Here is a 23,428-nt window from a genome sequence, read left to right as displayed (position 1 = left end):
CCTAGGGTCGCCGCCATCAGTCGTCACCCCGCTGTCGTTCGGCGGTGGCCTGCTCGTCCTCGCTCTCGACGACCTCGACGGCGTCCTGGCCGGTGGTGTTGTAGGCGGTCGCCCAGCGGTAGCTCCTGTCGGTGGCGCCGCCGAAGGCGACGTCCTCGCTGTCGATTTCGCCGATCTCCTCGCGGGGGACGACCCAGAGGCTGTTCGTGGGTTTGCGCCGACCGTGCTGGATGGCCGCGAACTGTTTGGCCATCTCGCGGTCGGGCGCGTGGACGTTTCCGCAGTGGGTGTGGTACCCGCCGGTCTTCTCCTGTCGGAACACTTCCCAGATCATGGTCAGTCGGCCGCCTGCGGCGCGTGGCCGCCGGCGGCGGGGGTGTCTTCGTCGATCGTGTCGCGAACCCACTGGACGGCATCCTGTGCGTATTTGCGACCGTTGATCTGGCCGATTCCTGGCTCGTAGTTGTTTTTGGCGATCGTGAAGAACTCCTCCCAGTCGAGGTCACCTTCTTCGACGGCGTAGGTGCCGTCGTCGCGTTCCCGGATGCGGGGCTCGTCGGGGATCTCGAGGCCGTGCTTGCGAGCTTTGGGGATGTACTGGTCGAGAAAGGCGTCCCGGAGTTCGTCGTTGGACTGCTGTTTGAGTCCCACCGACGCGGCGAAGTCGTGGTGGGTGCTCTTGTCGTCGGTCGGGCCGAAGAACTGGATGATGCGGGGCCACCACTCCTCGAACGCTTCCTGGGTCCGTTGCTGTTCGGCGCGCGAGCCGGTCATCAGCTCCTTGAGGATGTCCTCGCCGTGTTTGACGTGAAAGCCCTCCTCGAAGCAGACCTTGTCCATCGCGTGGGCGTAGGGTTCCCAGCTGGTTCGGCGCAGCGTCGCCTGCCGGCGCATCGCCGCCCCGTCGACGAAAAACGAGATCATCGGCACCTCGACCCAGCTCTTCAGCGGGTAGTGAAAGCAGTTAAGGAACTTCCCGTCGCCGTTGGCCAGGTCCTCGAGCATCTCCTCGCGAGTCTTGACGCCCAGGGACTCGGCAGCACGGTACAGGAGCTGACCGTGGCCGATCTCGTCCTGGACTTTCGCCGAGAACGCCAGCTTGCGGTCGATGCTGGGCGCTTGCCGGATGAACGGCCGCTCGAGGTAGGCGCCCATGATCTCGCTGTTGGCGTGGAACTCGATCATCCGCGTTGCGGCCTCCCGGTACTCCCGCGGCAGGTCGTCCGCGGGGCTGAACTCCCGGGGCCCCGCGCGTTCCGTGACTGCGTCGACGTTCATTACTCTACTGCAGAGTAGATTCCTCCATAGTATTTCACCCCCATATGAAGTGGTTTTAAATACTCCCGAAGGCGTCCGTAACAACTGCTGAAGCCAAAACGGCGTTCTCGGGCGGACAGACGTCTCAATCCGATCGACCCAGCTCCGGTGGGTTGGCCATACCCCCCGAGGAGTACGACCGCCAGTAGTTTCTTTACTGGTCGGCACACGGGTAGCGGTATGACGTCTATCGACGCCATCAGGGAGCACGTCGAGAACGACCCCTACTGTGAGACGCTCGGTATCGAACTCGTCGCACTCGAGCCCGGATACGCACGCACGGAACTCGCGGTGACCAGCGATCTGACCAACTTCCACGGGACCCCCCACGGCGGAGCCATCTATTCGTTGGCCGATGCGGCGTTTGCCGCCGCATCGAACTCTCACGGCGACACCGCGGTCGCACTCGAGACGAACGTCTCCTATCTCGAGGCCGTCGACGTCGGCAGCGTCCTGACTGCAACCGCCGAAGAGACACACGTCGGCGGCCGAACTGCCGAGTACGAAGTATCCGTTACCGACGAGGCCGACGACCGGGTCGCGACGTTTCGCGGACGCGTCTACGTCCTCGAGCAGTAGTCTCGCAGTCGGAACAGGAGGCGTCGGCCATCGACGGCGACGGGGTCGTCGCTGCCGTCAAAAGAAGGTGCCGTCGCGGTCCCCGTCAGCGGTGATCGTAGACTCGCTTTACCTTCCCGACCTTGGTGCGCTCGATCCCGCCGGGCTCTGCGATCGTCAACGTGTCGGGCGTGAACGACAGCACGTTCTGCAGTCGCGTCATGACTCGATCGCGCAGGTCGTCGACGGAGCCGTCGAACTCCGGTTCGCGCTCGATCGTGACCTCGAGGGTGTCGAGGTTGTCCACTCGATCGAGATCGATCCGGTAGTAGGGAGCGACCTCGTCGAACTCGAGAACGACGTCCTCGATCTCGCTCGGATAGAAGTTGACGCCCCGAACGATGACGAGGTCATCGGCGCGACCAGTGACGTTGTCCATCCGGACCATCGTCCGACCACACTCGCAGGTCTCGTAGGTAAGCGACGTCAGATCTCCGGTTCGGTATCGGAGTACGGGCAGGGCTTCCTTCGAGAGCGTAGTGAGAACGAGTTCACCCTCTTCACCCTCCGGAAGGGGCTCGCCCGTTTCCGGATCGATAACCTCGGGGAAGAACCTGTCCTCCCAGATGTGGAGCCCGTCCTGGGCCTCGTAGCACTCGTTCGAAACCCCGGGTCCGATGATCTCCGAGAGGCCGTAGATGTCGATCCCAGTCACGTCGAGGCGCTCCTCGATCTCCTCGCGCATCGGGTCGGTACAGGGCTCGGCCCCGAAGATGACTGCACGGAGGGGGAGTTCCTTGATGTCGACGCCCATCTCCTGGGCCGTCTCGGCGAGATACAGCGCGTACGACGGCGTACAGGCGATCGCGTCGCTCTCCAGATCCTCGAGCATCTCGACCTGACGCTGGGTGTTGCCGCCGCCGATCGGGATCACCGTCGCGCCGAGCTCCTCGACTCCGTAGTGGAGACCCAGACCGCCCGTAAACAGCCCGTAACCGTAGGCGTTCTGGACGGTATCGCCGGCTTCGACTCCTGCCGCCGCGAGGCTGCGGGCGACGACCTCGCTCCAGACCTCGAGGTCGTCTTCGGTGTACGAGACGATCTTCGGTTTCCCGGTCGTTCCCGAGGACGCGTGAATCCGGATGATCTCGTCGTCGTCAACGGCGAAGAGGCCGTCGGGATACTCGTCGCGGAAATCCTCCTTCGTCGTAAACGGGAGTTTCGTGATGTCGTCGACCGTCTCGATGTCCTCGGGTGTGACGCCCTCTTTGTCGAGCTCGTCGCGGTAGTAGTCGACGTTTTCGTAGGCGTTCCGCACAGTCCGGCGGAGTCGATCGTTCTGCAGCTCCCGTAGCTCCTCGCGGGAGGCAGCTTCTATGTCTTTGTGTACCATCCTCAACTACCTCTCTACCGGGATACGGTAAAAAATGATGTGGTATTCTCTCCGGGCCGAGTTCCGAAGCTATATACTAACTCGTGACAAGGCCTCGATATGCGAGACGTCTATGTTATCGGCGCGGGACAGACCCCCTTCGGCTCGTTTCCGGACCGGAGTTATCGAGACCTGTTCGCAGAGGCGTACGGAGCCACCCGTGACAGCGTCGACAGCGGTATCGAGACGGACGAAATCGACGAGGCCGTCGTCGCTACTCTCGGTGTCGGCGGGCGACAGCTCGGCCTCTCGGGCCCGGCGGTAACCGAACACGTCGGCCTCCACAACGTGCCCTGCTCGCGGACCGAGAACGCCTGTGGGGCGGGTGGCTTCGCCGTTCGTCAGGGCGTTCAGGCGATCAAAAGCGGCATGGCCGACGTCGTTCTCGCGGGCGGCTTCGAGGTCATGACCGACCTTTCCGGCGACGTCACGAAGTACTGGCTCGGCGTCTCCGGAGAAACCGAGTGGGAGCGTCTGACCGGAACGACCTTCTCGGGTGTCTACGCCCAGATGGCCAGCGCCTACATGGAAAAGCACGACGCGACCAAAGAGGATCTTTCTCGGGTCGCCGTGAAGAACCACGGCAACGGCGCGAAGAACCCGAAGGCTCACCTCGGATTCGAGTGCTCACTCGAGGACGCGGTTTCCGCCCCGGCGGTTGCGGACCCGCTCAACCTCTATCACTGCTGTCCGACCTCCGACGGCGCGGCGGCCGTGCTACTGGCTAGCGAGGACGTCGTCGACGAGTACACCGACGAGCGCGTTCGCGTCGCGGGAACCGGCGCGGCCAGCGAGCGTGTCGGACTGGCTCAGCGCGACAGCTACACCGAGATTTCAGCTTCGAGTGAGGCAGCGGACCGCGCGTACGAACGCGCCGGAATCGACCCGGACGATCTCGACTTCGCCGAGGTCCACGACTGCTTCGCGATCGCGGAGCTCATCGCCTACGAGGACCTCGGGTTCTGCGACCGGGGCGAGGCGCCCCGCCTCCTCCGCGAGGGCGTCACCGACCCCGACGGCGACCTCCCGGTCAACACCTCCGGCGGCCTCAAGTCGAAGGGCCATCCCATCGGCGCGACCGGTACCGGCCAGGTCGTCGAGGCGTTCGACCAGCTCACCGGGCGTGCGGGTGATCGCCAGCTCGAGAACCCACGTTACGGACTGACCCACAACGTCGGCGGCAGCGGTGGTGCGACGGCCGTTCACGTCTTCGAGAACGAGGAGGTGGCGCAATGATGGGATTCGAAAGCGTCGGTGCCTACGCCCCACGGTATCGACTGACCGCCGACGCGGTCACGGACGCCTGGGGACAGTTCCACGGCGCCGGCATCTCCGAGACCGCGGTGCCCGCAGGCGACGAGGATACGCTGACGATGGCCTACGAGGCCGCTTCGCGAGCGCTCGAGGCGGGCGACGTCGATCCTGACGCCGTCTCGCACCTCTTCCTCGGCACGACGACGCCACCCTACGAGGAGGAGGCACTCTCCCCCCGACTCGCTAGCTTCCTCGACCTCGACGACGCCCTCGAGACGCGCCAGTTCGCGGGTAGCACCCGCGCCGGCGTCGACGCGCTGACGTCGGGACTCGAGGTCGCGGACGGAACGGTGCTCGTCGTCGCGACCGACGCCCCTCGCGGCGCGCACGATGACGAGATCGAACACGCGGGCGGCGCGGGAGCCGCGGCGGTCGTCCTGACGCCCGACGGCGCCGGAACGGTGACCGACCGCGCGGAGCGGGTCAGCCCCTTCCCCGGGACGCGGTTCCGCCCCGCCGGCGAGGCGGAGACGACGGGACTTGGCGTCACGGGCTACGACCGGCGGGCGTTCACGGAGACAGTTACGGCCGCCGCGGACGCCCTCGAGATCGACCTCTCCGCGGTCGACGCGGTCTGCCTGCAGTCGCCGAACGGGAAACTCCCCTACCGCGCCGCCGGGTCGCTCGGCGTCGACTCCGAGACGCTCCAGGCGGGGACCACGGTCCACGACCTCGGCGATACGGGCGCGGCGAGCGTCCTGCTCGGATTTGCGAGCGCGCTCGAGGACGGACACGAGAACCTCGTCCTGCTCGGCTACGGCTCCGGTGGCGGCGCAACCGCAGTGGCCGTCGACGCCACCGATGTCGCGGTCGCGACGACGCTCGAGGGCCGCGAGACCCTGCGCTACGGCGAGTACCTGCGCGTTCGTGGCGACGTGACGTCCGGCGAGCCCGACGGCGGCGGCGCGTACGTCAGCGTTCCGAGCTGGAAGCGAACGATCCCGCAGCGCCACCGCCTCGTCGCCGGTCGCTGCGAGGAGTGTGGGTCGCTCGAGTTCCCGCCCGAGGGCGCGTGTCCGGACTGTGGTGCGCTCGAGGCGTACGACGAGGTCTCCCTCCCCGGAACCGGAACCGTGGAGGCGGCGACGGTCATCGGCCAGGGCGGCGCGCCCCCCGAGTTCGTCGAACAGCAAGCCCGCGAGGGCTCGTTCGTCAGCGCCGTCGTCGCACTCGACGGCCCTCGAGACGACGACGGGACCGTTTCGACGCCGACGCAGGTGCTAACTGGCGCCGATGAGACCGTCGAGGTCGGCAACCGCGTCGAAGCCACGATCCGGCGGATCTACACGCAGGAGGGCGTGACCCGGTACGGGTTCAAGATGCAACTCGCGGCGGAGTAGAACAGGAGGAGCGACGACGCGCTTACGCCCGTTCGAACACTACCGCAACGCCCTGTCCGAACCCGACGCACATCGTCGCCAGGCCGTATCGCCCGTCACGGCGCTCGAGTTCGTGCAGCAGGGTCGTCGCGATGCGTGCGCCCGAGCAGCCGAGCGGGTGGCCGAGCGCGATCGCACCGCCGTTGACGTTCAGCTTCTCGCCGTCGATGCCGAGTTCGCGCTTGCAGTAGAGGCTCTGGGAAGCGAACGCCTCGTTGAGTTCGACGAGATCGAGATCCTCGACGGTGAGGTCGGTGTCCTCGAGCGCGTCGCGGGTCGCGGGTACCGGGCCGGTCCCCATCACGGTGGGGTCGACGCCGGCGACGCCGCGCGAGCGAACGCGAGCGAGGGGCTCGAGGTCGTGTTTCTCGGCGTACTCGGCGCTCGTCACGAGCAGTCCGGCCGCGCCGTCGGTCAGCGGCGAGGCGTTGCCGGGGGTGACCGTCGCCTCGTCGTCGTCGGCAAAGACGGTCGGAAGATCGGCCAGCGTCTCGAGGTCGGTGTCTTCCCGCGGGCCTTCGTCGCGCTCGACGACCCCCTCTGGACCGTCGACGGGAACGATTTCGCGGTCGAACCGACCCTCGTCTCGGGCCGCGACGGCGCGCTCGTGAGAGCGAAGCGCGAACGCGTCCTGTTCCTCGCGACCGATGTCGTACTCCCGGGCGACGCGCTCGGCAGTTGCGCCCATCGGGAGGTCGTCGGGATCGTAGCGCTCCTCGATGTCGGGATGGAGCCAGTCCGAGAAGGGGATCCGGCTCATGTGTTCGACTCCGACAACGGGGTAGACATCGCCATCGCCCGTCTCGACCGCACGAACGGCGTCCACGAGCGTCGTCAGCGAAGAACCACAGAGTCGGGTGGTCGTCGCGCCCGGCACGCTCTCGGGGAAGCCACCCGCGAGCAGCGACTGGCGGGCGAGGTTCCGGCCCTGCTCTTCCTCCTGGTTCGCACAGCCGAGGCGGAAGTCGTCCCATTCCTCGGCTGGGACGCCCGTTCGCTCGACCAGCGCTTCGAGTACGGCGACGACGAGGTCCTCGGGGTAGACATCGGCGAGTCCACCGTCTTTTCGCCCCTGCGGGGTTCGTACTGCATCGACGAGTACGGCCTCAGCTCGGGTCATCGACCGAGAAATCGAACGGTCGATAGTTAAGTTTTGCCTCGTGCACGGTTCTGCGCCGTCGATCCGTGGAACAGTGCATATGGATGATCATTCGATACAGTTTTCAACGAGGACGGTATGCTACGTGATAGGTAACACTCACCACGTGGTAGCGAGTTAGCCGAAACGGCCGATTCGCGCCGACGGACGAGCTGGTCGCCCACCGAACGGGTCGGTTCCAGTACTGCAGTAGTGTCGACGCTACCGACCCCACGTTACACGGCACCCAGGGCGCTACTCATCCGGAGGCCGATCGGATCGGAACCCTCTCTCGAGGTCAGGATGACAGGAAACGAAACCGCATCGGCGGGACAAGACGAGCCCGCCGATTCAGACGCACGCACCGCTCTCGAACAGAACCCGCAGGGACAGCAGCTGCTGTCACGACTACTGCACGTCGATTTCCGGGCAGGAGCCCGCGACTCAATCGGAATCCTGTTGGGACTCATCCCGTTCGCGCTCGTGTTCGGGATCGCCGCCGACGGCGCGGGGTTATCGATCCTCCAGACGGTTGCGATGTCTGCAGGAATCTTCGCGGGCACCGCACAGCTCGTCATGGTCGAGTTGATGGCTACGAACGCGGGGCTCGCGATCATCGTCCTCACCGGACTCGTCATCAACCTCCGGATGCTCATGTACTCGGCCTCCATCGCGCCGCATTTCACCGAGTACGGAAAACGAACGCGAGCGTACCTCGCGTACTTCCTCACCGACCACGTCTACGCGGTGTCGATCGGGGAGTACGCCAACGAGTCCCGTGATCGAGACAAGCGCCTGTACTACCTCGGGCTCGGGGTGAGCATCTGGCTCGTCTGGGTCATCACGACGGTGATCGGGTACGTCCTCGGAGCCGGCATCCCGGCCTCGCTGAACCTCCAGTTCGCGATCCCGCTCGTCTTCCTCGCGATTCTCGTGCCGGCTATCGACGCGTATCCCCAGCTCGTCGCCGCGCTCACGAGCGCGCTCGTCGCGATCGCCGCGGCGCTCGCCGTCTCCCAGACCGGGCTCCCAGAGGGTGCTGATCTGCTCATCGCCGCGGGCGTCGGAATCGGCGCTGGCGTCGCGGCCGAGGAGGTGATGGGGCGATGAACGGGTACTCGATGCTCAGCATCTGGGCCGTGATCGTCGCGATCGCCGTCGCCACCTACCTCATCCGGTTGTCGTTCATCCACCTGTTCGGTCGGGTCAACCAGGTTCCCACGAGGGTCAAGCGCTTCCTGAAGTTCGTCCCTGCCGCGGTGCTGGCGGCGCTCGTCGCACCCCAGCTCGTTACGCCGAGTGCGGCGGTCACCGAGATGGTCCTCGACGAACGCCTACTGGCGGGTGCCGTCGCCGCCGGCGTCGCGTGGTGGCGAGGCGACATCCTGCTAACGATCATCTCCGGGATGGTCGCCCTCTGGACGTTCCAGTTCCTTCTCTTCTGAATGGTGTCGGGTTTCGGGAACGGAAACGGCTTTGACCCGCCTCGTTCTATGCGTCGCGTATGCGAGTCGCAGTACTTGGAGCTGGCACGATGGGCCACGGCATCGCACAGGTAACCGCAATGGCGGGTCACGACGTCGTCGTCCGGGATATCGAGACGGAGTACGTCGAGGACGGGCTCGAGTCGATCGAGTCGAACCTCGAGGGCGGCATCGAACGCGAGAAGGTCACCCGCGAGGAGGCCGACGCGGCGCTCGAGCGCCTCTCGGGAACGACGGATCTCGCCGAGGCGGTCGAGGGGGTCGACCTCGTCGTCGAGGCCGTTCCCGAAGACGTCGACCTGAAGAAAGGAACGATGGAAGACGTCGAAGAGCTGGTCGACGACGAGACGGTGATCGCGACGAACACCTCGTCGCTGTCGGTCACGGAGATCGCAAGCGCCGCAGAGCGCGACGGTCGCGTCATCGGCCTCCACTTTTTTAATCCCGTCCACATCATGCAGCTCGTCGAGATCGTCGTCGCCGAACAGACCAGCGAGGAGACCCTCGAGTTCGCTCACGAGTTCGTCGAGGACATCGGGAAGACGCCGGTTGAGGTCACCGACTCGCCCGGCTTTGCCTCTTCGCGACTCGGCGTCGCGCTCGGTGTCGAGGCGGTCCGGATGGTCGAGGAGGGCGTCGCCGACCCGCGGGACATCGACGCCGCGATGGAACTCGGCTACAACCACCCGATGGGACCGATCGAACTCGGCGACGTCGTTGGGCTCGACGTTCGCCTCGACATCCTCGAGTACCTCCGCGAGGAACTCGGCGAGCGGTTCCGACCGCCCCAGGCGCTCAAGCGGAAGGTCCGCGCGGGCAAGCTGGGCAAGAAGACCGGCGAAGGGTTCTACGTCTGGGAGGACGGGGAGATCGTCGGCGTCAGCGGGGAGGTGGACGAATGAGCCTTCCCGGGAGCCCCGTCGAGGGGACCGAGGCGATCGACGAAGCCGCCGCGGACTGCGAAACGGTCCACGCCAGCGTCGGCGACCGCGTTCCCGGCGTCGCGACGGTCACTCTCGATCGACCAGATGCGCGAAACGCGCTGAACGCACAGGTCCGGGCTGAACTGAAGGACGTTCTCGCGGCGGTCGCCGACAGCGACGTCCGGGTCGTCGTCCTCACCGGCGCGGACGAGGCCAAGGCGTTCGTCGCCGGCGCCGACGTCGGCGAGTTCCGCGACCGGAGCGCTCTGGACCAGCGCGAGGCCTCGAGCCGACCGCGGGTGTACGAGGTCGTCGACGACCTGCCCCAGCCCGTTATCGGTCGACTCAACGGGCACGCGCTAGGCGGTGGTTGCGAACTTGCCCAGGCCTGTGACGTCCGCATCGCCCACGAGCGCGCGAAGATCGGCCAGCCCGAGATCAATCTCGGGATTATGCCCGGCGGCGGCGGCACGCAGCGCCTCCCCCGCCTCGTCGGCGAAGGACAGGCGATGCGGCTGATCCTCTCGGGCGAACTGATCGACGCCGAGGAGGCCCACGAGATCGGTCTCGTCGACGGGGTCTGTGCGGATTCGGAGGCGCTCGACGGAGAGGTCTACGACCTTGCCGAGTCGATGGCCTCGAAGAGCCCCGTCGCCCTCGAGTTCGCGAAGCAGTCGGTGAAGGCGGCCTCGCGGATGGATCTCGAGCAGGGAATCGAGTACGAGGCGGAGCTGTTCGCCCAGCTGTTCGCTACCGAGGACAAAGACGAGGGGATCGACGCCTTCTTCGAGGATCGCGATCCCGAGTGGAACGGTCGATAACGTCTTGATTCTGGCCGATTCAGCCCGACTCGGCCGAGACTGTTCGGCGGCGGAACGGACGGTAAGCTGGCGATACCTCGCGGACGAACTGGCGCTCGAAGGAAAACGTATATATTACACTTTCATGAACAACAGACCATGGCATACAGTTACGAGCCACACCACTTCGAGGAGTTCGAAGAGGGCCAGGAGTTCGAAAGCGTCGGTCGAACCGTGACGGAATCCGATTTCATGATGCACTCGGCGCTCGCCGGCGACTGGACGGAACTGCACACCAACAAGGAGTACGCGGAGGAGGGACCGTTCGACGGCCGGATCGCTCACGGCCCGATGACGTTCGTTCAGGCGACGGGCTTCGTCTACCGCACCGGTATCGTCGAGCGCACGGCGTACGCGTTCCTCGGGATGAACTACATGGACCTCCCGAACCCGGTCTACATCGGCGACACGCTCTCGCTCGACATCGAGGTCACCGAGAAGAAAGACGTCGACCACGACGACGCCGGCATCGTCGTCCTCGATACGGTGATGACCAACCAGGACGACACCGTCGTCCTCGAGGGCGACATGAAGTTCCTGATCAAGCGCAAGGAGTAACGGCGAGGACGTCCAGCCGCCCTCTCGGTCGCGTGTAACCGGTTTCGAGACGGGGACTCAAGAGACGCCACCGAAGGTGGATTACAGTTCGAGGAACTCTTCGGCGTTCTCCCAGAGGATTCGTCGCTGTAGCTCCTCGTCGAACCCCAACTCTGCGAACTGCTCGAGCCAGCGTCCCGGCTCGAGCATGGGATAATCAGTCCCGAACATCACTTTCTCGGAGAGGAGGGTTTTGGCGTAGTGGAGCACCTGGTCGTCGATGTACTTCGGCATCCACCCGGAGAGATCCATGTAGACGTTACCCTTCTGCTGGCAAATCGCGAGCTGTTCTTTTTCCCAGGGGTAGGCAGGGTGGGCGATGAGGATCTGGAGGTCGGGGTAGTTCGCGGCGACGTCGTCGATCAGCATCGGGTTGCCGTACTTGATCTTCAGTCCGCGACCACCCGGCGAGCACGCGCCGAGCGTGGAGTTTCCGCCGTGGAAGACGACAGGAACGTCCAGATCCTCGATCGTCGCCCACAGCTCTTCGTGTTCGGGAGCGGAGGGATCGAACCCCTGTGCGATCTGCTGGAACTTGAACCCGCTCAGGTCGAGGTCCTCGACGCAGCGGATCGCCTCCTCGACACAGTCGTCTTTGAGCGGATCGACCGAACCAAACCCGATGAAGAAGTCCGAGTACTCGTCGCGAACCTCGGCGACGTAGTCGTTGGGAACGGGTGGATTCCCCGTGTTCGTCTCCGCGTCCCAGCCGAGCAACACGGCCCGACCCACGCCGGCCTCGTGGTATTGCTCGATCATGTTCTCGTAGGTATCTGTCTCGAGATCGGCACCGAACCGATCGGCGGCATCTTTCATCATCTGCCCGCCGGCGTCGTGAAGGAACTCGCTGGTCGGCTGGTGAGCGTGCGTGTCGATTGCGCGCGGCTCGTCGGCAGGGATAGTCGGGCCCATACGGTAGCCGTTCGTGCCGACGGTACATATGTGTGATTGATGATTGAATTGAGAACGGGAGGAGAACGGACTGAATCTCGAGTGAGGGAGACACTTACACTGCTCGTATCGATACCCGTCGGGAGAAGGTCTCCCCCCTCCGCGGATCCGCAAAAGGAACCAGACATCCACCCTTTAATAACAACAATATTATGATAGTGCTAAGCTACCAGTTTCAAATAGTACCGGGGCGAGCTCGGTCTGGACGAGCAAATATGAGTGTGAAACCAGCATTTCGGGTTTTAATACCGTTCTAATGCGATTTTCGATAGATACGGGCTACCCGAACGTACGGAACGGAACTCAGACGGGGAAACCGACTTTGGATAGCGATAACCCCACTTGTGGTCTTTTCAGGCGTTCAATGGCCTGTTTAAAGAGCAGGTTGATTAATGGGACCGACGAGTCTCGTTCACCTTCCGGAGAGAAATATCATATTCTAGTGTAAATATTATATTTGTTAGACCGGTGGCTGAGGATCGAGACGAGAGTGCTATCGACGCGTGGAATCGAGCCAACGTACCTCGATACGAGGGCTCTTAGGCTCCACTCGAGAACCCCCTCCTATGCAGCTACCACCGATCGGACTCGGTACGATGGGGATCGAGGATCCCGACACGGTCGCGACCGCCCTCGAGTGTGGCTACAGACACCTCGACACGGCCCAGATCTACGGGAACGAGGCCGTCGTCGGCGAGGGCCTGGCTCGTAGTTCGGTCCCCCGAGAGGACGTCGTCGTCGCGACGAAGGTGTGGGCCGACAGTCTCGCGCCCGACACCATTCGCCGGACGACCGAGGAGAGCCTCGAGCGACTCGGCCTCGAGGACGTCGACCTGCTGTACGTCCACCGTCCGATCGAAGCCTACGAGCCCGAGCGGACGCTATCGGCGTTCGACGAACTGTACGAGGAGGGAACGATCGGCGGCGTCGGTCTGAGCAACTTTTCGATAGCGGAACTCGAGGCCGCCGCCGACGTCCTGGAGGCGCCGATCGCGGCCCACCAGGTCGAGTACCACCCGCTGTTCCAGCCCGGGGACCTGCTCGAGCACGCCCGAAAGCACGGCTATCCGCTCGTCGCCTACTCGCCGCTGGCGAACGGCCGCGCGGGCGAGATCGAGGCGATCGTCGACGTCGCCGAGGCCCACGAGACCACCCCCGAGGCAGTCTGTCTCGCGTGGTTAGCCGCAAAGGCGGGCGTCGTCCCGATCCCGAAAGCGAGCAGCCGCGAACACCTCGAGGCGAACCTCGAGGCACTGGAGCTCGAGCACGATCCCGACGATCTCGAGCGAATCGACGCCGTCGAGCGAACCGAGGAGCTGTTCCCGGAGTAGGAATCCGAAGACCGGTCAACTGTGTGGTGGCACACGCTGGGCGGCGACAAGCGAACATCGAGTCGGCGTTCGGCGTTGTGCGAAGTCTTCGCAAGTAGCGCGGGACCGATAGTCCCGCGTACCGTGCGAGCGGGCACTCCGTGCCCGTGGGCAGATAACACGAGCGACCGGCCTGGCAGAGCGTGCGCTGCCAGTGGATGAGTGAGCGAAGCTCACGAACCAACCGGCCGGGGGACGCGGAGACCCCTTGTGTCCACGACTCGCCGTACGCTTCCTTCGATTGTGCTCCCGGATCTCGTTAAACGAGGTCATCACTGTCGTGGTTCGTTGATTGTACCATAAGCCATTATAATGGGTTGCACAATATTGTGAATATGGGGACAAACCGTTCACCCAATCCCGAGTCGATTTTGAACCGTCCATCAAACCCTATCGGATATCTCGCCATTGTAATGGCACTCATAACAGGTGTACTACATCTAGTGGCATCGACGAACGCGATCGAAATGAGCCTGCTACTCGCTGTTCTCTTTATTCTCAACGGTCTCGGTTTTCTCGGTGGAGCTATTCTTTATGTGACCCGATTCTGGCGACGGTGGTTGTTCATTGTCGCGGCTCTATACGCGATCGTAACGATTCTGGCACTGTTCCCGGTCCAAGGATGGGGTGTGGAAGCCTTCTATATGGAAGGAAATGTAAATCCACTCGCGGTGATCACAAAAGCTGCTGAAGCGGTGCTTGCAGTCTGTGCGATCTATCTGTATTTCGCCAGTGGTGAATAATCAGCGATCCGTGCAGGTATCGTGTAACTCGCTGCTGCATTCATCCGCTCCATTCAGCAGTCGGCTTTTGACAGCTCTCGGAGAGATTGATCGTCTCTCCGTACCTGCTTGACCTATATTTAGCAGGACGTTCTTGACAGCTAGCAGAGGAACCGATTGCTGTGCCGTTACCTACTTGCCCTATACGTAGCGGCTGTGGCTCTCGAGTACGGTTGTGCTGGAACTAGATAGGCGTTACGTAGAGAGTTCGAATGGAACACTGCGGGAAATGCCGAGCATCCGTGAGCGAAGCGAACGGTTCACTGCCGGAGCGGGAAGAAACCCCGTGATAGCGGCCTTTTGGCATCATCAGAACCGCGAAGCGGTTCTGATTAGCAGTCAGAACGTGTTGCGCTCTGACGACATCGACGGGTTCTGCCGGGGGTTGAGGCTGGCGTCGTAGACGCCAGCCGACGCCCCCGATAAAAGAGGTTGCTGTACGTAGCGGTAGGTCACTCGCCATCTCGAGCACCGAAATCCTTCTTCCACCCGCAGAGACCAGAACGGCAAACCCAAACCCTTGTTTCGTCGCGGTCACTCGAGACGAACGATGACCGACCTCGCCGACTCGCCGGCGGTTCGCCGGCTCGCCGACTGGGACCACGAGCGACTCGAGGGTCTCGCCGACGAGTACGAGACGCCGCTGTACGTGATGGATCTCGACCGCGTCAAGGAGAACTACACCCGTTTCTCGGAAGCCTTCCCGGACGCCGAGGTCATGTACGCCGCGAAGGCCCACACGGGGAAGGCGGTCCTCGAGGCCGTCCTCGAGGCCGGCGCCGACATCGAGTGTGCGGCCTGGGGGGAGCTCCAGCGCTCGATCGACGCCGGCGCGGATCCCAACACCTTGCAGTATACCGCCGTCAACCCGCCGGATCACGATCTGGACTACGCCACGGATCTCGCCGAGGAGGCGCCCGGCCTGACGATCACGATCGGCGCGACCGACACGCTCGACCGACTCGCCGAGCGGGGCTACGACGGCCGAGTCGCCATTCGGATCAACCCCGGAATCGGGACGGGTCACCACGAGAAGGTCGCCACCGGCGCCGACGCGAAGTTCGGGATTTCCTACGAGCAGGTGCCCGAAGTCGCCGACCGCGTCCGCGAGGAGTTCAAGCTCGTCGGGCTCCATGCCCACGCCGGCAGCGGCGTCCTGACCGAGGGGCTCGAGGAACACTGCCAGGCCATCGAACGGGTCGGCGAGATGGCTCGCCGGGTCGGTGACGAGGACCTCGAGTTCGTCGACGTCGGCGGCGGCTACGGCGTTCCCTACCGCGAGGACGAGGAGCCCCTGGACCTCGAGAAGACCTCGAATATGGTCCGCGACGCAGTGGGCGAACTGGAGGCGACGCTAAAACTCGAGCCCGGGCGCTACGTCGTCGCCGATGCGGGACTGATCCTGACCGAGGTGAACACGATCAAGGACGCTCCGGACACGACCGTCGTCGGCATCGACGCCAGCCTGGCGACGCTGATCCGCCCGGCGATGTTCGGTTCCTACCACCCGATGTACAACGTCAGCGCGCCCGAACGCGATCCCCACCCCGTCACGGTCGGCGGGCCGGTCTGTACCAGCGCGGACGTCTTCGCCCACGACCGCCCGGTCGCCCGGCCCGAACGCGGGGATGTCCTCGCGATCGGCAACGCGGGCTCGTACGGCTACGAACTCGCGAGCCAGTTCCACTCCCAGCCCCGGCCCGCCGAAGTGGGACTCGAGGACGGCGAGGCCCGCGTCGTCCGCCGTCGGGAGCGCCTCGAGGACGTGACGCGAGTGGAGCAGTAGCCCAGCCCGCAACTCCATCGAAGCCGGACTGTCAGGCCCGTACGACGGTGTGTGGTGGTTTTAGACACCTCGAGCCCATCGGTAGCTGTATGAGTACTGTGAGCGAACGACGGTCGACACGAACGGGGCGGTTGCCGCCCGTTCCGCGCCTCGCCGGGCTGGCAGCGGTGCTTGGCACCTGGATCTTCTGGTCGGGCGTGTTTGTGACGGGATTCGGCTGGATCGTCACGAACAACGTCCTCGTCGGCGCCGTCGCGGCCGCGTTCGCGGCCTACACCGCGGCCCGTCCGTCGGGCGGTCGGCTCCCGGCACCAGTCGCCCCGCTGATCGTTCTCGTCGCGGGAGCGTGGACCGTCGCGGCGCCGTTCGTCTTCGGCGTCGAGATGGGAATCCTGTTCTGGAGCAACGTCGTCGCGGGCGCGCTCGTCGCCGTGCTGGCGGCGGCTTGCCTCTACGGAGGCCGGAAGCTCGAGGCGGAACCCTCGACGTCGGCGTAGCGCCCCCTCTCGAGGACGGAATTCCGGATTCGAACGCCAGCGGATCTCGACGAAAGCGGGGGCTTATGACTCGCCGCCGGAAACTGACGGTATCGACGCGCCGTCGCCCGATGACGGCCGATACTCATGAGTTTCGACATCACCACCTTCCACGCCGAGGCCGTCCGAACTCCGTCCCACGAGGACGTCTCGGCAATGCGCGAACTGCTGCTCGAGACGCTACGCGAGGCCGGCCGCGAGCCCGAGGTCGACGCCCGCGGGAACGTGCTGGCGAGTCGCGGGAGCGACGACGGTCCCCACCTCGTCCTGAACACGCACTTCGACACCGTCGCGCCCCACGTCCCCTACGAACGGGACGGCAACACGGTGCGCGGCCGCGGTGCCTGCGACGCGAAGGGGCCCCTCGCCGCGTTGCTCGCAGCCTTCCTCCGCGTGAAGCCGACCACCGGACGGGTCACGCTCGCCCTGACGCCCGACGAGGAGACGCTGATGACCGGCGCCGAACACCTCGGACGGACGCTGTCGGCCGACGGCTATATCGTCGGCGAGCCGACCGAACTCGACGTCTGTGTCGCCGCCCGCGGCCAGTGTGAGGGGACGATCACCCTCGACGGCGAGGCCGGCCACGCGGCGAGCGTTCCGGCCGAACGAAATCCGGTGTTCGGACTCGCCGACGTCCTCGAGGCGCTGGGGCGCTACGACGAGAAGCGGGGGCCGGAGGCGGACCCGATACTCGGCGAACCGAAGCTGACCCCCTCGGCGCTGTCGGGCGGCGAGGCGCCCAACCGCGTACCCGACTCCTGTCGGCTGACGTTCGACCGCCGGAACGTCCCGCCCGAAACGAGCGACTCGTTTCGCGAGGAGCTGCAGGCGTTCCTCGAGGCGCGCGTCCCCGACGAGTTCTCGGTATCGGTCGAGTTGATCCGACCCGACACGCCGTTTCCGGATCCGTTCGTCACCGACGAGGACGAGCCGCTGGTGCGTGCGCTTGAGGCCGCAAGCGAGGGCGAGATCCGCCCGTTCGGCGCGGCGACCGAGGCCTCCTTCTTCGCGACCGATGCGCCGACCGTCGTCTTCGGACCGGGTGTGCTGGCCGACGACGACGGTCCCGTCGCCCACGCCGAACGCGAGTACGTCCGACTCACCGAGGTCGAAACCGCGGCCGAGACCGTCACGGAGACGCTCGAGTCGCTGCTCTCGTGATCGTCCCGCTCGATCGGTCGGTCGGCAAAATCGTGCGCGATCGATCACGATAGGTTTAGAGAGCTACCCATAACTTCGACTGGCAGTCGGCTCGAATCCGAGCGATAACACTATTCACGGTTGACGTGATAGATCACATCGACTAATGACTGCGGAGAAGGCAGATGAGGGCGCCGCCGGTGGATCCGACGACGAGGCGGTCCACGAGGCGCTGTTGCTGCGCGAGCAGGCGATAGACGAGGCGCCCGTCGGGGTCGTCATCACCGATCCCGGCCGGGAGGACAATCCGATCACGTACGCGAGCGAGGGGTTCGTTCGGCTCACCGGCTACGCCCGGAGCGAGATCCTCGGCCGGAACTGTCGGTTCCTCCAGGGAGAGCGAACCGATCCGGAACCGGTCGAGCGAATGCGAGTGGCGATCGACGCGGGCGAATCGGTCACCGTCGAACTGCTGAACTACCGGAGGGACGGCGATCCGTTCTGGAACCGCGTGACGATCGCGCCGCTGTTCGACGGTGACGAGGTGACGAACTTCGTCGGGATCCAGCAGGACGTGACGGACCGCAAGCGATACGAGCGCGAACTCGAGCGCGAGCGCGAGTTCATCGAGCAGGGACTCGACGTGCTCGACGACATCTTCTACGTGCTCGGAACGGACGGACGACTTCGTCGCTGGAACGAACGGCTTCCGGAAGTGACCGGTTACACCGACGACGAGATCACCGAGATGAACGCCCTCGAGTTCGTTCCGACCGACGAGCGGGAGCCGATATCGAGATCGATCGAGAACGTCCTGAGCGGCGAACCTGAAACCGTCGAATCGGCGCTGCTTACGGCCGACGAAGAGCGAATCCCCTACGAGTTCACCGGCTCCCGGCTGACAGATCCCGACGGAGAACTGATCGGACTCGTCGGCATCGGCCGGGAGGTCGCCGAGCGAACGCGCCATCGGACCGTCCTCGAGTCGCTTCACGAGATCGCGACGACGATCCAGACCGCGGAGTCGGTCGACGCCGTCTGTGAACGGACCGTCGATGCAGCGGCCGATGTCCTCGAGTTCGACCTCTGTTCGTTGTTGCTGTGCGAGGGTGAGTGGCTGGTTCCGCGGGCGACCTCGGCCGACGCCCCGACGGAGGGAAGCCGACCGATGCGCCTCGATCAGGGGCTCGCCGGCAAGACGTTTCAGTCCGACGAGTCCTACCTCGTCGACGAAATTACCCCCGACGGTGACGCCGACCCCGCGAAGGACTGCTACCGATCGGGCTTCAGCGTCCCGGTCGGCGACTCCGGCGTGTTCCAGGCGACCAGCACCGAGACGTCGGCGTTCGACGCCCAGGACGTCGAGTTCGCGGAGCTGCTCGTCAGTCACACTGCGAACGCGATCGAGCGACTCGAACGCGAGGCCGCCCTCGAGCGCCAGAACGATCGCCTCGAGGAGTTCGCCAGCATCGTCTCACACGACCTCCGGAACCCGCTGAACGTGGCCGCGGGCCGGCTCGAACTCGCTCGCGAGGCGTGTGACGACGACAACCTCGAGGACGTCGCGCGGGCCCACGATCGGATGGAGGCGCTGATCGACGACCTCCTGACGCTGGCGCGGGAGGGACGGTCCGTGCTCGAGACCGAACCCGTCGACGTCGGGGCGGCCGTCGCCGACTGCTGGTGTCACGTCGAGACCGCCGAGGCGTCCCTCGAGGTCGAGACGGAGCGATCGATCGAGGCGGACCCGAGCCGGCTCCAGCGGCTCCTCGAGAACCTCGTTCGCAACGCGGTCGAACACGGCGGGCCCGAGGTAACCGTTACGGTCGGGGAGCTAGACGGCGGGATCTACGTCGAGGACGACGGGCCCGGGATCTCGGCGGAGAAACGCGAGGCGGTCTTCGAGACGGGCTACTCGGAGCGTCGGGGCGGTACCGGGTTCGGACTCGGGATCGTCGAGCGGATCTGTGACGCACACGGCTGGGACGTAGCCGTAACCGGCGGCACCGACGGCGGGGCGAGATTCGAACTCACCGGCCTCGAGTTCGCCGACGGCGAGCGCGAGCGGTGACGCCTGTCGCGTCTCACCACTGTGTCGAGATGTACAGCAGGATGATCATGCTGACGATCCCGATGAGAAAGAGCACGGCGGTAGCGATCTCGGGAAAGAGTGCTTCGAACATGGGTGTCCCTTAGCGGCCGTCAGTTCAAATCAGTACTGGTCGACCGGTCTTGAGGCGGGTGAAACTCGGCCCGACCCGTTCGTCGCCGAATCGGAGCAAGCTGCGAGGGGCCGACGACTCGCGACGGCACCGATCGGTAACTACGGCTGGAGGCTCGAACGTCTCCGTCGAGCCGGTCTGAGCCGGAGATCAGTCGAGGTCGTCGACGAGCTCGCCCGCGACACCCGTGTACGCGGCGGGGGTCAGCTCGCGCAGCTCCCGGCGAACGTCGTCGTCGACCTCGAGGTCGTCGAACAGTTCGTGGAAGTCCGCGAGCGTCACCTCCCGCCCGCGAGTGAGCTCCTTGACCCGCTCGTAGGCACCCTCCTGGCCCTCCCGGCGGAGGATCGTCTGGACGGCCTCGCCGATGATCTCGGGGGTCGACTCGAGGTCGTCTCGCATGACGTGTTCGTTCGGGACGACCTTCTCGAGGCCCGCCATGGTCTTGTCGTAACCGATCAGGCAGTGGGCGAGCGCCGCACCCATATTGCGTTTGACCGTCGAATCCGAGAGGTCTCGCTGGAGCCGCGAGGTCGTGACGTAGTCGGCGAGGAAGGCGAGATCGGCGTTGGCCTTCGAGAGGTTCCCCTCGCTGTTCTCGAAGTCGATCGGGTTGACCTTGTGGGGCATCGTCGACGACCCCGTCTCGCCCGCGACGGCCTCCTGGCCGAGGTAGCGATCGGAGACGTAGAGCCACATATCCAGGTCGAGATCCAGCAGAACGTCGTTGGCACCCCGAAAGGCGTCGAACAGCGCTGCGAGGTCGTCACAGGGGTTGACCTGGGTCGTCAGCGGGACGAACTCGAGGCCGAGGTCCTCGACGAACGCCTCGGCGAACGCCGGCCAGTCAACGTCGGAATAGGCGGCGACGTGGGCCGCGTAGGTGCCCGACGCGCCGCCGAGTTTGCCCGAGAGATCGTCCGCCGCGTTCCGGATCCGGCCCGTCGCCCGACCCAGTCGGGCCGCGTAGACGGCCAGTTCCTTGCCGAATGTCGTCGGCGTCGCGGGCTGGCCGTGGGTTCGGGCGAGCATCGGCAGGGCACGGTGTTCGCGAGCCATCTCCGCGAGGGTCTCCCGGAGGTCGTAGAGGGTCGGCAACAGCACCTCGGCGACGGCCTCGGCGAGGAGCAGGCGGTGAGCGAGGTTGTTCACGTCCTCGCTGGTCAGTCCGAAGTGGATCCAGGGGCCGGCGTCGCTGCCCTCGGGCAGGCGGTGGCGGACGAAATACTCGACGGCCTTCACGTCGTGGTTGGTCGCCTCGAACTCGCCGTAGCCGTCGGTCTCGAGGGTCTTGATCAGCCGGGCATCCTCCTCTGCGAAGTGTTCGTACAGCCCGCGCAGATGCTCGCGCTCCTCGAGGGAAAGCTCCAGCGGCGTCACTTCCAGGTCGGCCAGCGCGATCAGGTACTCGACCTCGACGCGGACGCGAGCCCGCATCAGCGCGGCCTCGCTGGCGTACGGCGAGAGCCGTTCGGTCCGACCCGCGTAGCGGCCGTCGATCGGCGAGACGGCGTACAGGGCGTGGGTGTCGGTCATCGTTCCGATCCTTTCCAGCGCGGTGCAAAAGCGTATCGAAACGAGGAGCCATAACCGTGCATACTTCGAGAATATGAAGACGAAATACTGCCATAGCAATGCTCGATTGTGCATACCTCGGCGGTCGAGACCGCAACGGCTTTGCCGATCGCGGGCGCGGATTCGACCATGACCCGAATCGCCGGACTGGCCGGCAACCGAGGCCGCAACCTGATGAACGTCGCCGACCGTCGACCGGGCGGGGCCGACCTCGCCGTCGTGCTGTCCGACGATCCGGAGGCGCCGGTTCTCGAGGCCGCAGCCGAACGCGGGATCGCCACCGAGGTCGTCCCGCTCAAGGGCGAGATGGACCGCCGCGAGCACGAACGGGCGGTCAACGAGGCCCTCGACGACTACGAGTTCGACCTGGTCTGTCTGGACGGCTACATGCGGATCCTCTCCGATACCTTCCTCGAGGCCCAGCCGACGACGCTGAACGTTCACCCCTCGCTGCTGCCGGCGTTTCCCGGCGACGACGCCTGGGGCGACGCCCTCGAGGCCGACGTCTCGGTGACCGGCTGTACGGTCCACGTCGTCACCGACGCGACCGACGCGGACGGCGAGATCATCGAGGAAGAGATCGACGCCGGTCCGATCGTCACCCAGGAGCCGGTTCCGGTCTACGAGGGCGACAACGCCGACTCGCTGAAAGAGCGCGTCCTCCACGAGGGCGAGTTCCGGGCGTACCCGCGGGCGGTGAAGTGGTTCGCCGAGGGTGCGGTGGACGTCGATCTCGAGGCGGGCGAGGTCTCGGTCGACGCGGACGTCTCGAGCGCCCCCGACGCCGAGGGACTCCCCGCACGGCGCCTCGCCTCGAGCGACCGCGTCGACACGCTTCGCTACGGCGAGAACCCCCACCAGGACGCCGCGGTGTACGCCGACTACACCTGCGGCGAGGCCAGCGTCGTTCACGCCGACCAGCTGAACGAGGGTGCGAAGGCGCTGTCGTACAACAACTACAACGACGCCGACGGCGCCCTGAACCTCATCAAGGAGTTCGACGACCCCGCCGCGGCGGTGATCAAACACACCAACCCCGCGGGCTGTGCAACGGCTGATTCGCTCGCGACGGCCTACGAGCGGGCCCTCTCGACCGACCCCATGAGCGCCTTCGGCGGCATCGTCGCCCTCAACCGAGAGTGCGACGCCGACACCGCCGAGCTGGTGATCGACTCGTTCAAGGAGGTCGTCGTCGCGCCCGGCTACACCGAGGATGCCCTCGAGATCCTCTGCGAGAAGGAGAACCTTCGGGTGCTCGAGGTTGGGGAACTAGGCGAGCGAACGGATCGGTTCACCGAGAAACCCCTCGTCGGGGGGCGGCTCGTCCAGGAGCGGGACCTGCAGTCGATTACCGTCGAGGACCTCGAGGTCGTCACCGAGCGCGAGCCGAGTGCGGAAGAGCTCGAGTCGATGGTATTCGCCTGGCAGACGCTGAAACACGTCAAGTCCAACGGAATCCTCCTCGCGCAGGGTACCGAGACCGTCGGCGTCGGGATGGGACAGGTCTCCCGGGTCGACGCGGTTCGGCTGGCGGCGATGAAGGCCGACGAACACGCCGAGGGGAAAGACGCCGAGGGCGCCGTGATGGCCTCGGACGCCTTCTTCCCGTTCCCCGACGGGATCGAGGAGGCCGCCGAGGCGGGGATCGGGGCCGTGGTCCAGCCCGGCGGCTCGGTCAACGACGACGACGTGATCGCCGCCGCGGACGAACACGGGATCGCGATGGCGTTTACGGGCCAGCGGTCGTTCAGACACGACTAACCAGGTAGGAGGCCAGCGGCTCGTTGAGGTCGTGGTTCAGGAGTAGGTAGTAATGGATTCCTCAAGGACACCCGATCCGTTCGGCTTGAAAGGTCAGATAACGACGGCGTGAGTGCATCTCGTCGTTCGGTTTCGATGTCACTGATCGTCTCGAAAACATCCGATCCGTGCGACTCGAGAACTACGGCGACGGTAGCGGTCGCTCACGAGTAGTAGAAAGACGGGGTAGGCCAGCCAGCGGAGACCGCACGTGGAAACCACGCGGGCCGAAAGGTAGCCGGCTGGCCGTGCCGTCCACCC

Annotated in this window: 21 protein-coding genes; 15 read left to right on the top strand and 6 right to left on the bottom strand. The window is 65.2% G+C overall.

Translation table 11 applies throughout. The features are described from left to right. Positions 1-16: 16 nt before the first annotated feature. Together paaB and paaA are read right to left on the bottom strand one after the other, a co-directional pair. A complete protein-coding gene (gene paaB, locus QA600_RS02655) occupies positions 17-334 on the bottom strand; it encodes a 1,2-phenylacetyl-CoA epoxidase subunit PaaB (protein ID WP_278290405.1) in 318 nt (105 codons plus the stop codon). A 2-nt stretch (positions 335-336) separates the two neighbouring features. Further along, a complete protein-coding gene (gene paaA, locus QA600_RS02650) occupies positions 337-1,278 on the bottom strand; it encodes a 1,2-phenylacetyl-CoA epoxidase subunit PaaA (protein ID WP_278290404.1) in 942 nt (313 codons plus the stop codon). Positions 1,279-1,497: 219 nt separating this feature from the next. Between paaA and paaI the strand changes: the two genes are divergently transcribed. Further along, the gene (gene paaI, locus QA600_RS02645) at positions 1,498-1,896 is read left to right on the top strand and encodes a hydroxyphenylacetyl-CoA thioesterase PaaI (RefSeq protein ID WP_278290403.1); all 399 of its coding nucleotides are present in this window, start codon (positions 1,498-1,500) and stop codon (positions 1,894-1,896) included. Between the two features lie 85 nt (positions 1,897-1,981). Here paaI and paaK read toward each other — a convergent pair whose 3' ends face one another. Then, the gene (gene paaK / locus QA600_RS02640; RefSeq protein WP_278290402.1) at positions 1,982-3,268 is read right to left on the bottom strand and encodes a phenylacetate--CoA ligase PaaK; all 1,287 of its coding nucleotides are present in this window, start codon (positions 3,266-3,268) and stop codon (positions 1,982-1,984) included. A gap of 99 nt (positions 3,269-3,367) precedes the next feature. On the opposite strand from paaK, the gene QA600_RS02635 reads away from it, so the two are divergent. Both QA600_RS02635 and QA600_RS02630 read left to right on the top strand, forming a co-directional pair. After that, complete coding sequence (locus tag QA600_RS02635; RefSeq protein ID WP_278290401.1) at positions 3,368-4,543, top strand: thiolase domain-containing protein; 1,176 nt, start codon at positions 3,368-3,370, stop codon at positions 4,541-4,543. Further along, the gene (locus QA600_RS02630; RefSeq protein WP_278290416.1) at positions 4,543-5,961 is read left to right on the top strand and encodes a zinc ribbon domain-containing protein; all 1,419 of its coding nucleotides are present in this window, start codon (positions 4,543-4,545) and stop codon (positions 5,959-5,961) included. The genes QA600_RS02635 and QA600_RS02630 overlap by 1 nt, the downstream gene beginning before the upstream one ends. 22 nt (positions 5,962-5,983) lie before the next feature. Here the strand turns inward: QA600_RS02630 and QA600_RS02625 are convergent, their stop codons facing one another. After that, entirely contained in the window at positions 5,984-7,120 is a 1,137-nt protein-coding gene (locus QA600_RS02625; RefSeq protein WP_278290400.1) for a thiolase family protein, read from the bottom strand. 321 nt (positions 7,121-7,441) lie between these two features. Between QA600_RS02625 and QA600_RS02620 the strand changes: the two genes are divergently transcribed. The 5 genes from QA600_RS02620 (at position 7,442) to QA600_RS02600 (ending at position 10,963) form a co-directional block, all read left to right on the top strand. Continuing rightward, entirely contained in the window at positions 7,442-8,248 is an 807-nt protein-coding gene (locus tag QA600_RS02620; RefSeq protein WP_278290399.1) for an AzlC family ABC transporter permease, read from the top strand. Beyond that, positions 8,245-8,583 (top strand): AzlD domain-containing protein, encoded by a 339-nt coding sequence (locus tag QA600_RS02615; RefSeq protein ID WP_278290398.1) that lies wholly within the window; start codon positions 8,245-8,247, stop codon positions 8,581-8,583. Before QA600_RS02620 ends, QA600_RS02615 begins: the two co-directional genes overlap by 4 nt. A 59-nt stretch (positions 8,584-8,642) precedes the next feature. Next, positions 8,643-9,524, top strand: a complete 882-nt coding sequence (locus tag QA600_RS02610; RefSeq protein ID WP_278290397.1) for a 3-hydroxyacyl-CoA dehydrogenase family protein — start codon at positions 8,643-8,645, stop codon at positions 9,522-9,524. Beyond that, positions 9,521-10,366: an enoyl-CoA hydratase-related protein gene (locus QA600_RS02605; protein ID WP_278290396.1), complete on the top strand. Its 846-nt coding sequence runs from the start codon at positions 9,521-9,523 to the stop codon at positions 10,364-10,366. Before QA600_RS02610 ends, QA600_RS02605 begins: the two co-directional genes overlap by 4 nt. Positions 10,367-10,504: 138 nt before the next feature. Then, positions 10,505-10,963, top strand: a complete 459-nt coding sequence (locus tag QA600_RS02600; protein ID WP_005553996.1) for a MaoC/PaaZ C-terminal domain-containing protein — start codon at positions 10,505-10,507, stop codon at positions 10,961-10,963. Positions 10,964-11,044: 81 nt separating this feature from the next. On the opposite strand, the gene QA600_RS02595 is transcribed toward QA600_RS02600, so the two are convergent. After that, positions 11,045-11,914 carry an amidohydrolase family protein gene (locus QA600_RS02595; protein ID WP_278290395.1) on the bottom strand — a complete coding sequence of 290 codons (870 nt, stop codon included), beginning with the start codon at positions 11,912-11,914 and terminating at the stop codon, positions 11,045-11,047. Positions 11,915-12,519: 605 nt separating this feature from the next. On the opposite strand from QA600_RS02595, the gene QA600_RS02590 reads away from it, so the two are divergent. The 6 genes from QA600_RS02590 to QA600_RS02565 all read left to right on the top strand — a co-directional run bounded on the left by QA600_RS02590 (position 12,520) and on the right by QA600_RS02565 (position 19,641). Further along, a complete protein-coding gene (locus tag QA600_RS02590; protein ID WP_278290394.1) occupies positions 12,520-13,284 on the top strand; it encodes an aldo/keto reductase in 765 nt (254 codons plus the stop codon). Between the two features lie 452 nt (positions 13,285-13,736). Then, positions 13,737-14,066 (top strand): hypothetical protein, encoded by a 330-nt coding sequence (locus QA600_RS02585; RefSeq protein WP_345782004.1) that lies wholly within the window; start codon positions 13,737-13,739, stop codon positions 14,064-14,066. Between the two features lie 589 nt (positions 14,067-14,655). Next, positions 14,656-15,891, top strand: coding sequence for a diaminopimelate decarboxylase (lysA, locus tag QA600_RS02580; RefSeq protein WP_278290392.1), 1,236 nt, complete (start codon positions 14,656-14,658; stop codon positions 15,889-15,891). Between the two features lie 89 nt (positions 15,892-15,980). Then, positions 15,981-16,388 carry an SPW repeat protein gene (locus QA600_RS02575; protein WP_278290391.1) on the top strand — a complete coding sequence of 136 codons (408 nt, stop codon included), beginning with the start codon at positions 15,981-15,983 and terminating at the stop codon, positions 16,386-16,388. A 126-nt stretch (positions 16,389-16,514) separates the two neighbouring features. Next, positions 16,515-17,591: a M20 family metallopeptidase gene (locus tag QA600_RS02570; protein WP_278290390.1), complete on the top strand. Its 1,077-nt coding sequence runs from the start codon at positions 16,515-16,517 to the stop codon at positions 17,589-17,591. Between the two features lie 145 nt (positions 17,592-17,736). Further along, complete coding sequence (locus tag QA600_RS02565; RefSeq protein WP_278290389.1) at positions 17,737-19,641, top strand: PAS domain S-box protein; 1,905 nt, start codon at positions 17,737-17,739, stop codon at positions 19,639-19,641. Between the two features lie 301 nt (positions 19,642-19,942). On the opposite strand, the gene purB is transcribed toward QA600_RS02565, so the two are convergent. Further along, a complete protein-coding gene (gene purB / locus QA600_RS02560) occupies positions 19,943-21,328 on the bottom strand; it encodes an adenylosuccinate lyase (RefSeq protein WP_278290388.1) in 1,386 nt (461 codons plus the stop codon). Between the two features lie 168 nt (positions 21,329-21,496). Between purB and purH the strand changes: the two genes are divergently transcribed. Next, the gene (gene purH, locus QA600_RS02555) at positions 21,497-23,128 is read left to right on the top strand and encodes a bifunctional phosphoribosylaminoimidazolecarboxamide formyltransferase/IMP cyclohydrolase (RefSeq protein WP_278290387.1); all 1,632 of its coding nucleotides are present in this window, start codon (positions 21,497-21,499) and stop codon (positions 23,126-23,128) included. Positions 23,129-23,428 lie beyond the last annotated feature (300 nt).

Source organism: Natronococcus sp. A-GB1 (assembly GCF_029688845.1).
Classification (GTDB): domain Archaea; phylum Halobacteriota; class Halobacteria; order Halobacteriales; family Natrialbaceae; genus Natronococcus.
The sequence above is the reverse complement of the archived record's forward strand: the minus strand, read 5'-3'. Positions and strand labels throughout refer to the sequence as shown.

Bases quoted from the DNA above. Each gene is read 5' to 3' on its own strand.
- QA600_RS02595 (WP_278290395.1), bottom strand. From the start codon at position 11,914: ATGGGCCCGACTATCCCTGCCGACGAGCCGCGCGCAATCGACACGCAC.
- purH (WP_278290387.1), top strand. From the start codon at position 21,497: ATGACCCGAATCGCCGGACTGGCCGGCAACCGAGGCCGCAACCTGATG.
- QA600_RS02605 (WP_278290396.1), top strand. From the start codon at position 9,521: ATGAGCCTTCCCGGGAGCCCCGTCGAGGGGACCGAGGCGATCGACGAA.
- QA600_RS02585 (WP_345782004.1), top strand. From the start codon at position 13,737: ATGGCACTCATAACAGGTGTACTACATCTAGTGGCATCGACGAACGCG.
- QA600_RS02620 (WP_278290399.1), top strand. From the start codon at position 7,442: ATGACAGGAAACGAAACCGCATCGGCGGGACAAGACGAGCCCGCCGAT.
- QA600_RS02590 (WP_278290394.1), top strand. From the start codon at position 12,520: ATGCAGCTACCACCGATCGGACTCGGTACGATGGGGATCGAGGATCCC.
- paaI (WP_278290403.1), top strand. From the start codon at position 1,498: ATGACGTCTATCGACGCCATCAGGGAGCACGTCGAGAACGACCCCTAC.
- purB (WP_278290388.1), bottom strand. From the start codon at position 21,328: ATGACCGACACCCACGCCCTGTACGCCGTCTCGCCGATCGACGGCCGC.
- lysA (WP_278290392.1), top strand. From the start codon at position 14,656: ATGACCGACCTCGCCGACTCGCCGGCGGTTCGCCGGCTCGCCGACTGG.
- paaA (WP_278290404.1), bottom strand. From the start codon at position 1,278: ATGAACGTCGACGCAGTCACGGAACGCGCGGGGCCCCGGGAGTTCAGC.
- QA600_RS02630 (WP_278290416.1), top strand. From the start codon at position 4,543: ATGGGATTCGAAAGCGTCGGTGCCTACGCCCCACGGTATCGACTGACC.
- paaB (WP_278290405.1), bottom strand. From the start codon at position 334: ATGATCTGGGAAGTGTTCCGACAGGAGAAGACCGGCGGGTACCACACC.
- QA600_RS02600 (WP_005553996.1), top strand. From the start codon at position 10,505: ATGGCATACAGTTACGAGCCACACCACTTCGAGGAGTTCGAAGAGGGC.
- QA600_RS02575 (WP_278290391.1), top strand. From the start codon at position 15,981: ATGAGTACTGTGAGCGAACGACGGTCGACACGAACGGGGCGGTTGCCG.
- QA600_RS02635 (WP_278290401.1), top strand. From the start codon at position 3,368: ATGCGAGACGTCTATGTTATCGGCGCGGGACAGACCCCCTTCGGCTCG.
- QA600_RS02615 (WP_278290398.1), top strand. From the start codon at position 8,245: ATGAACGGGTACTCGATGCTCAGCATCTGGGCCGTGATCGTCGCGATC.
- QA600_RS02570 (WP_278290390.1), top strand. From the start codon at position 16,515: ATGAGTTTCGACATCACCACCTTCCACGCCGAGGCCGTCCGAACTCCG.
- QA600_RS02610 (WP_278290397.1), top strand. From the start codon at position 8,643: ATGCGAGTCGCAGTACTTGGAGCTGGCACGATGGGCCACGGCATCGCA.
- paaK (WP_278290402.1), bottom strand. From the start codon at position 3,268: ATGGTACACAAAGACATAGAAGCTGCCTCCCGCGAGGAGCTACGGGAG.
- QA600_RS02625 (WP_278290400.1), bottom strand. From the start codon at position 7,120: ATGACCCGAGCTGAGGCCGTACTCGTCGATGCAGTACGAACCCCGCAG.
- QA600_RS02565 (WP_278290389.1), top strand. From the start codon at position 17,737: ATGACTGCGGAGAAGGCAGATGAGGGCGCCGCCGGTGGATCCGACGAC.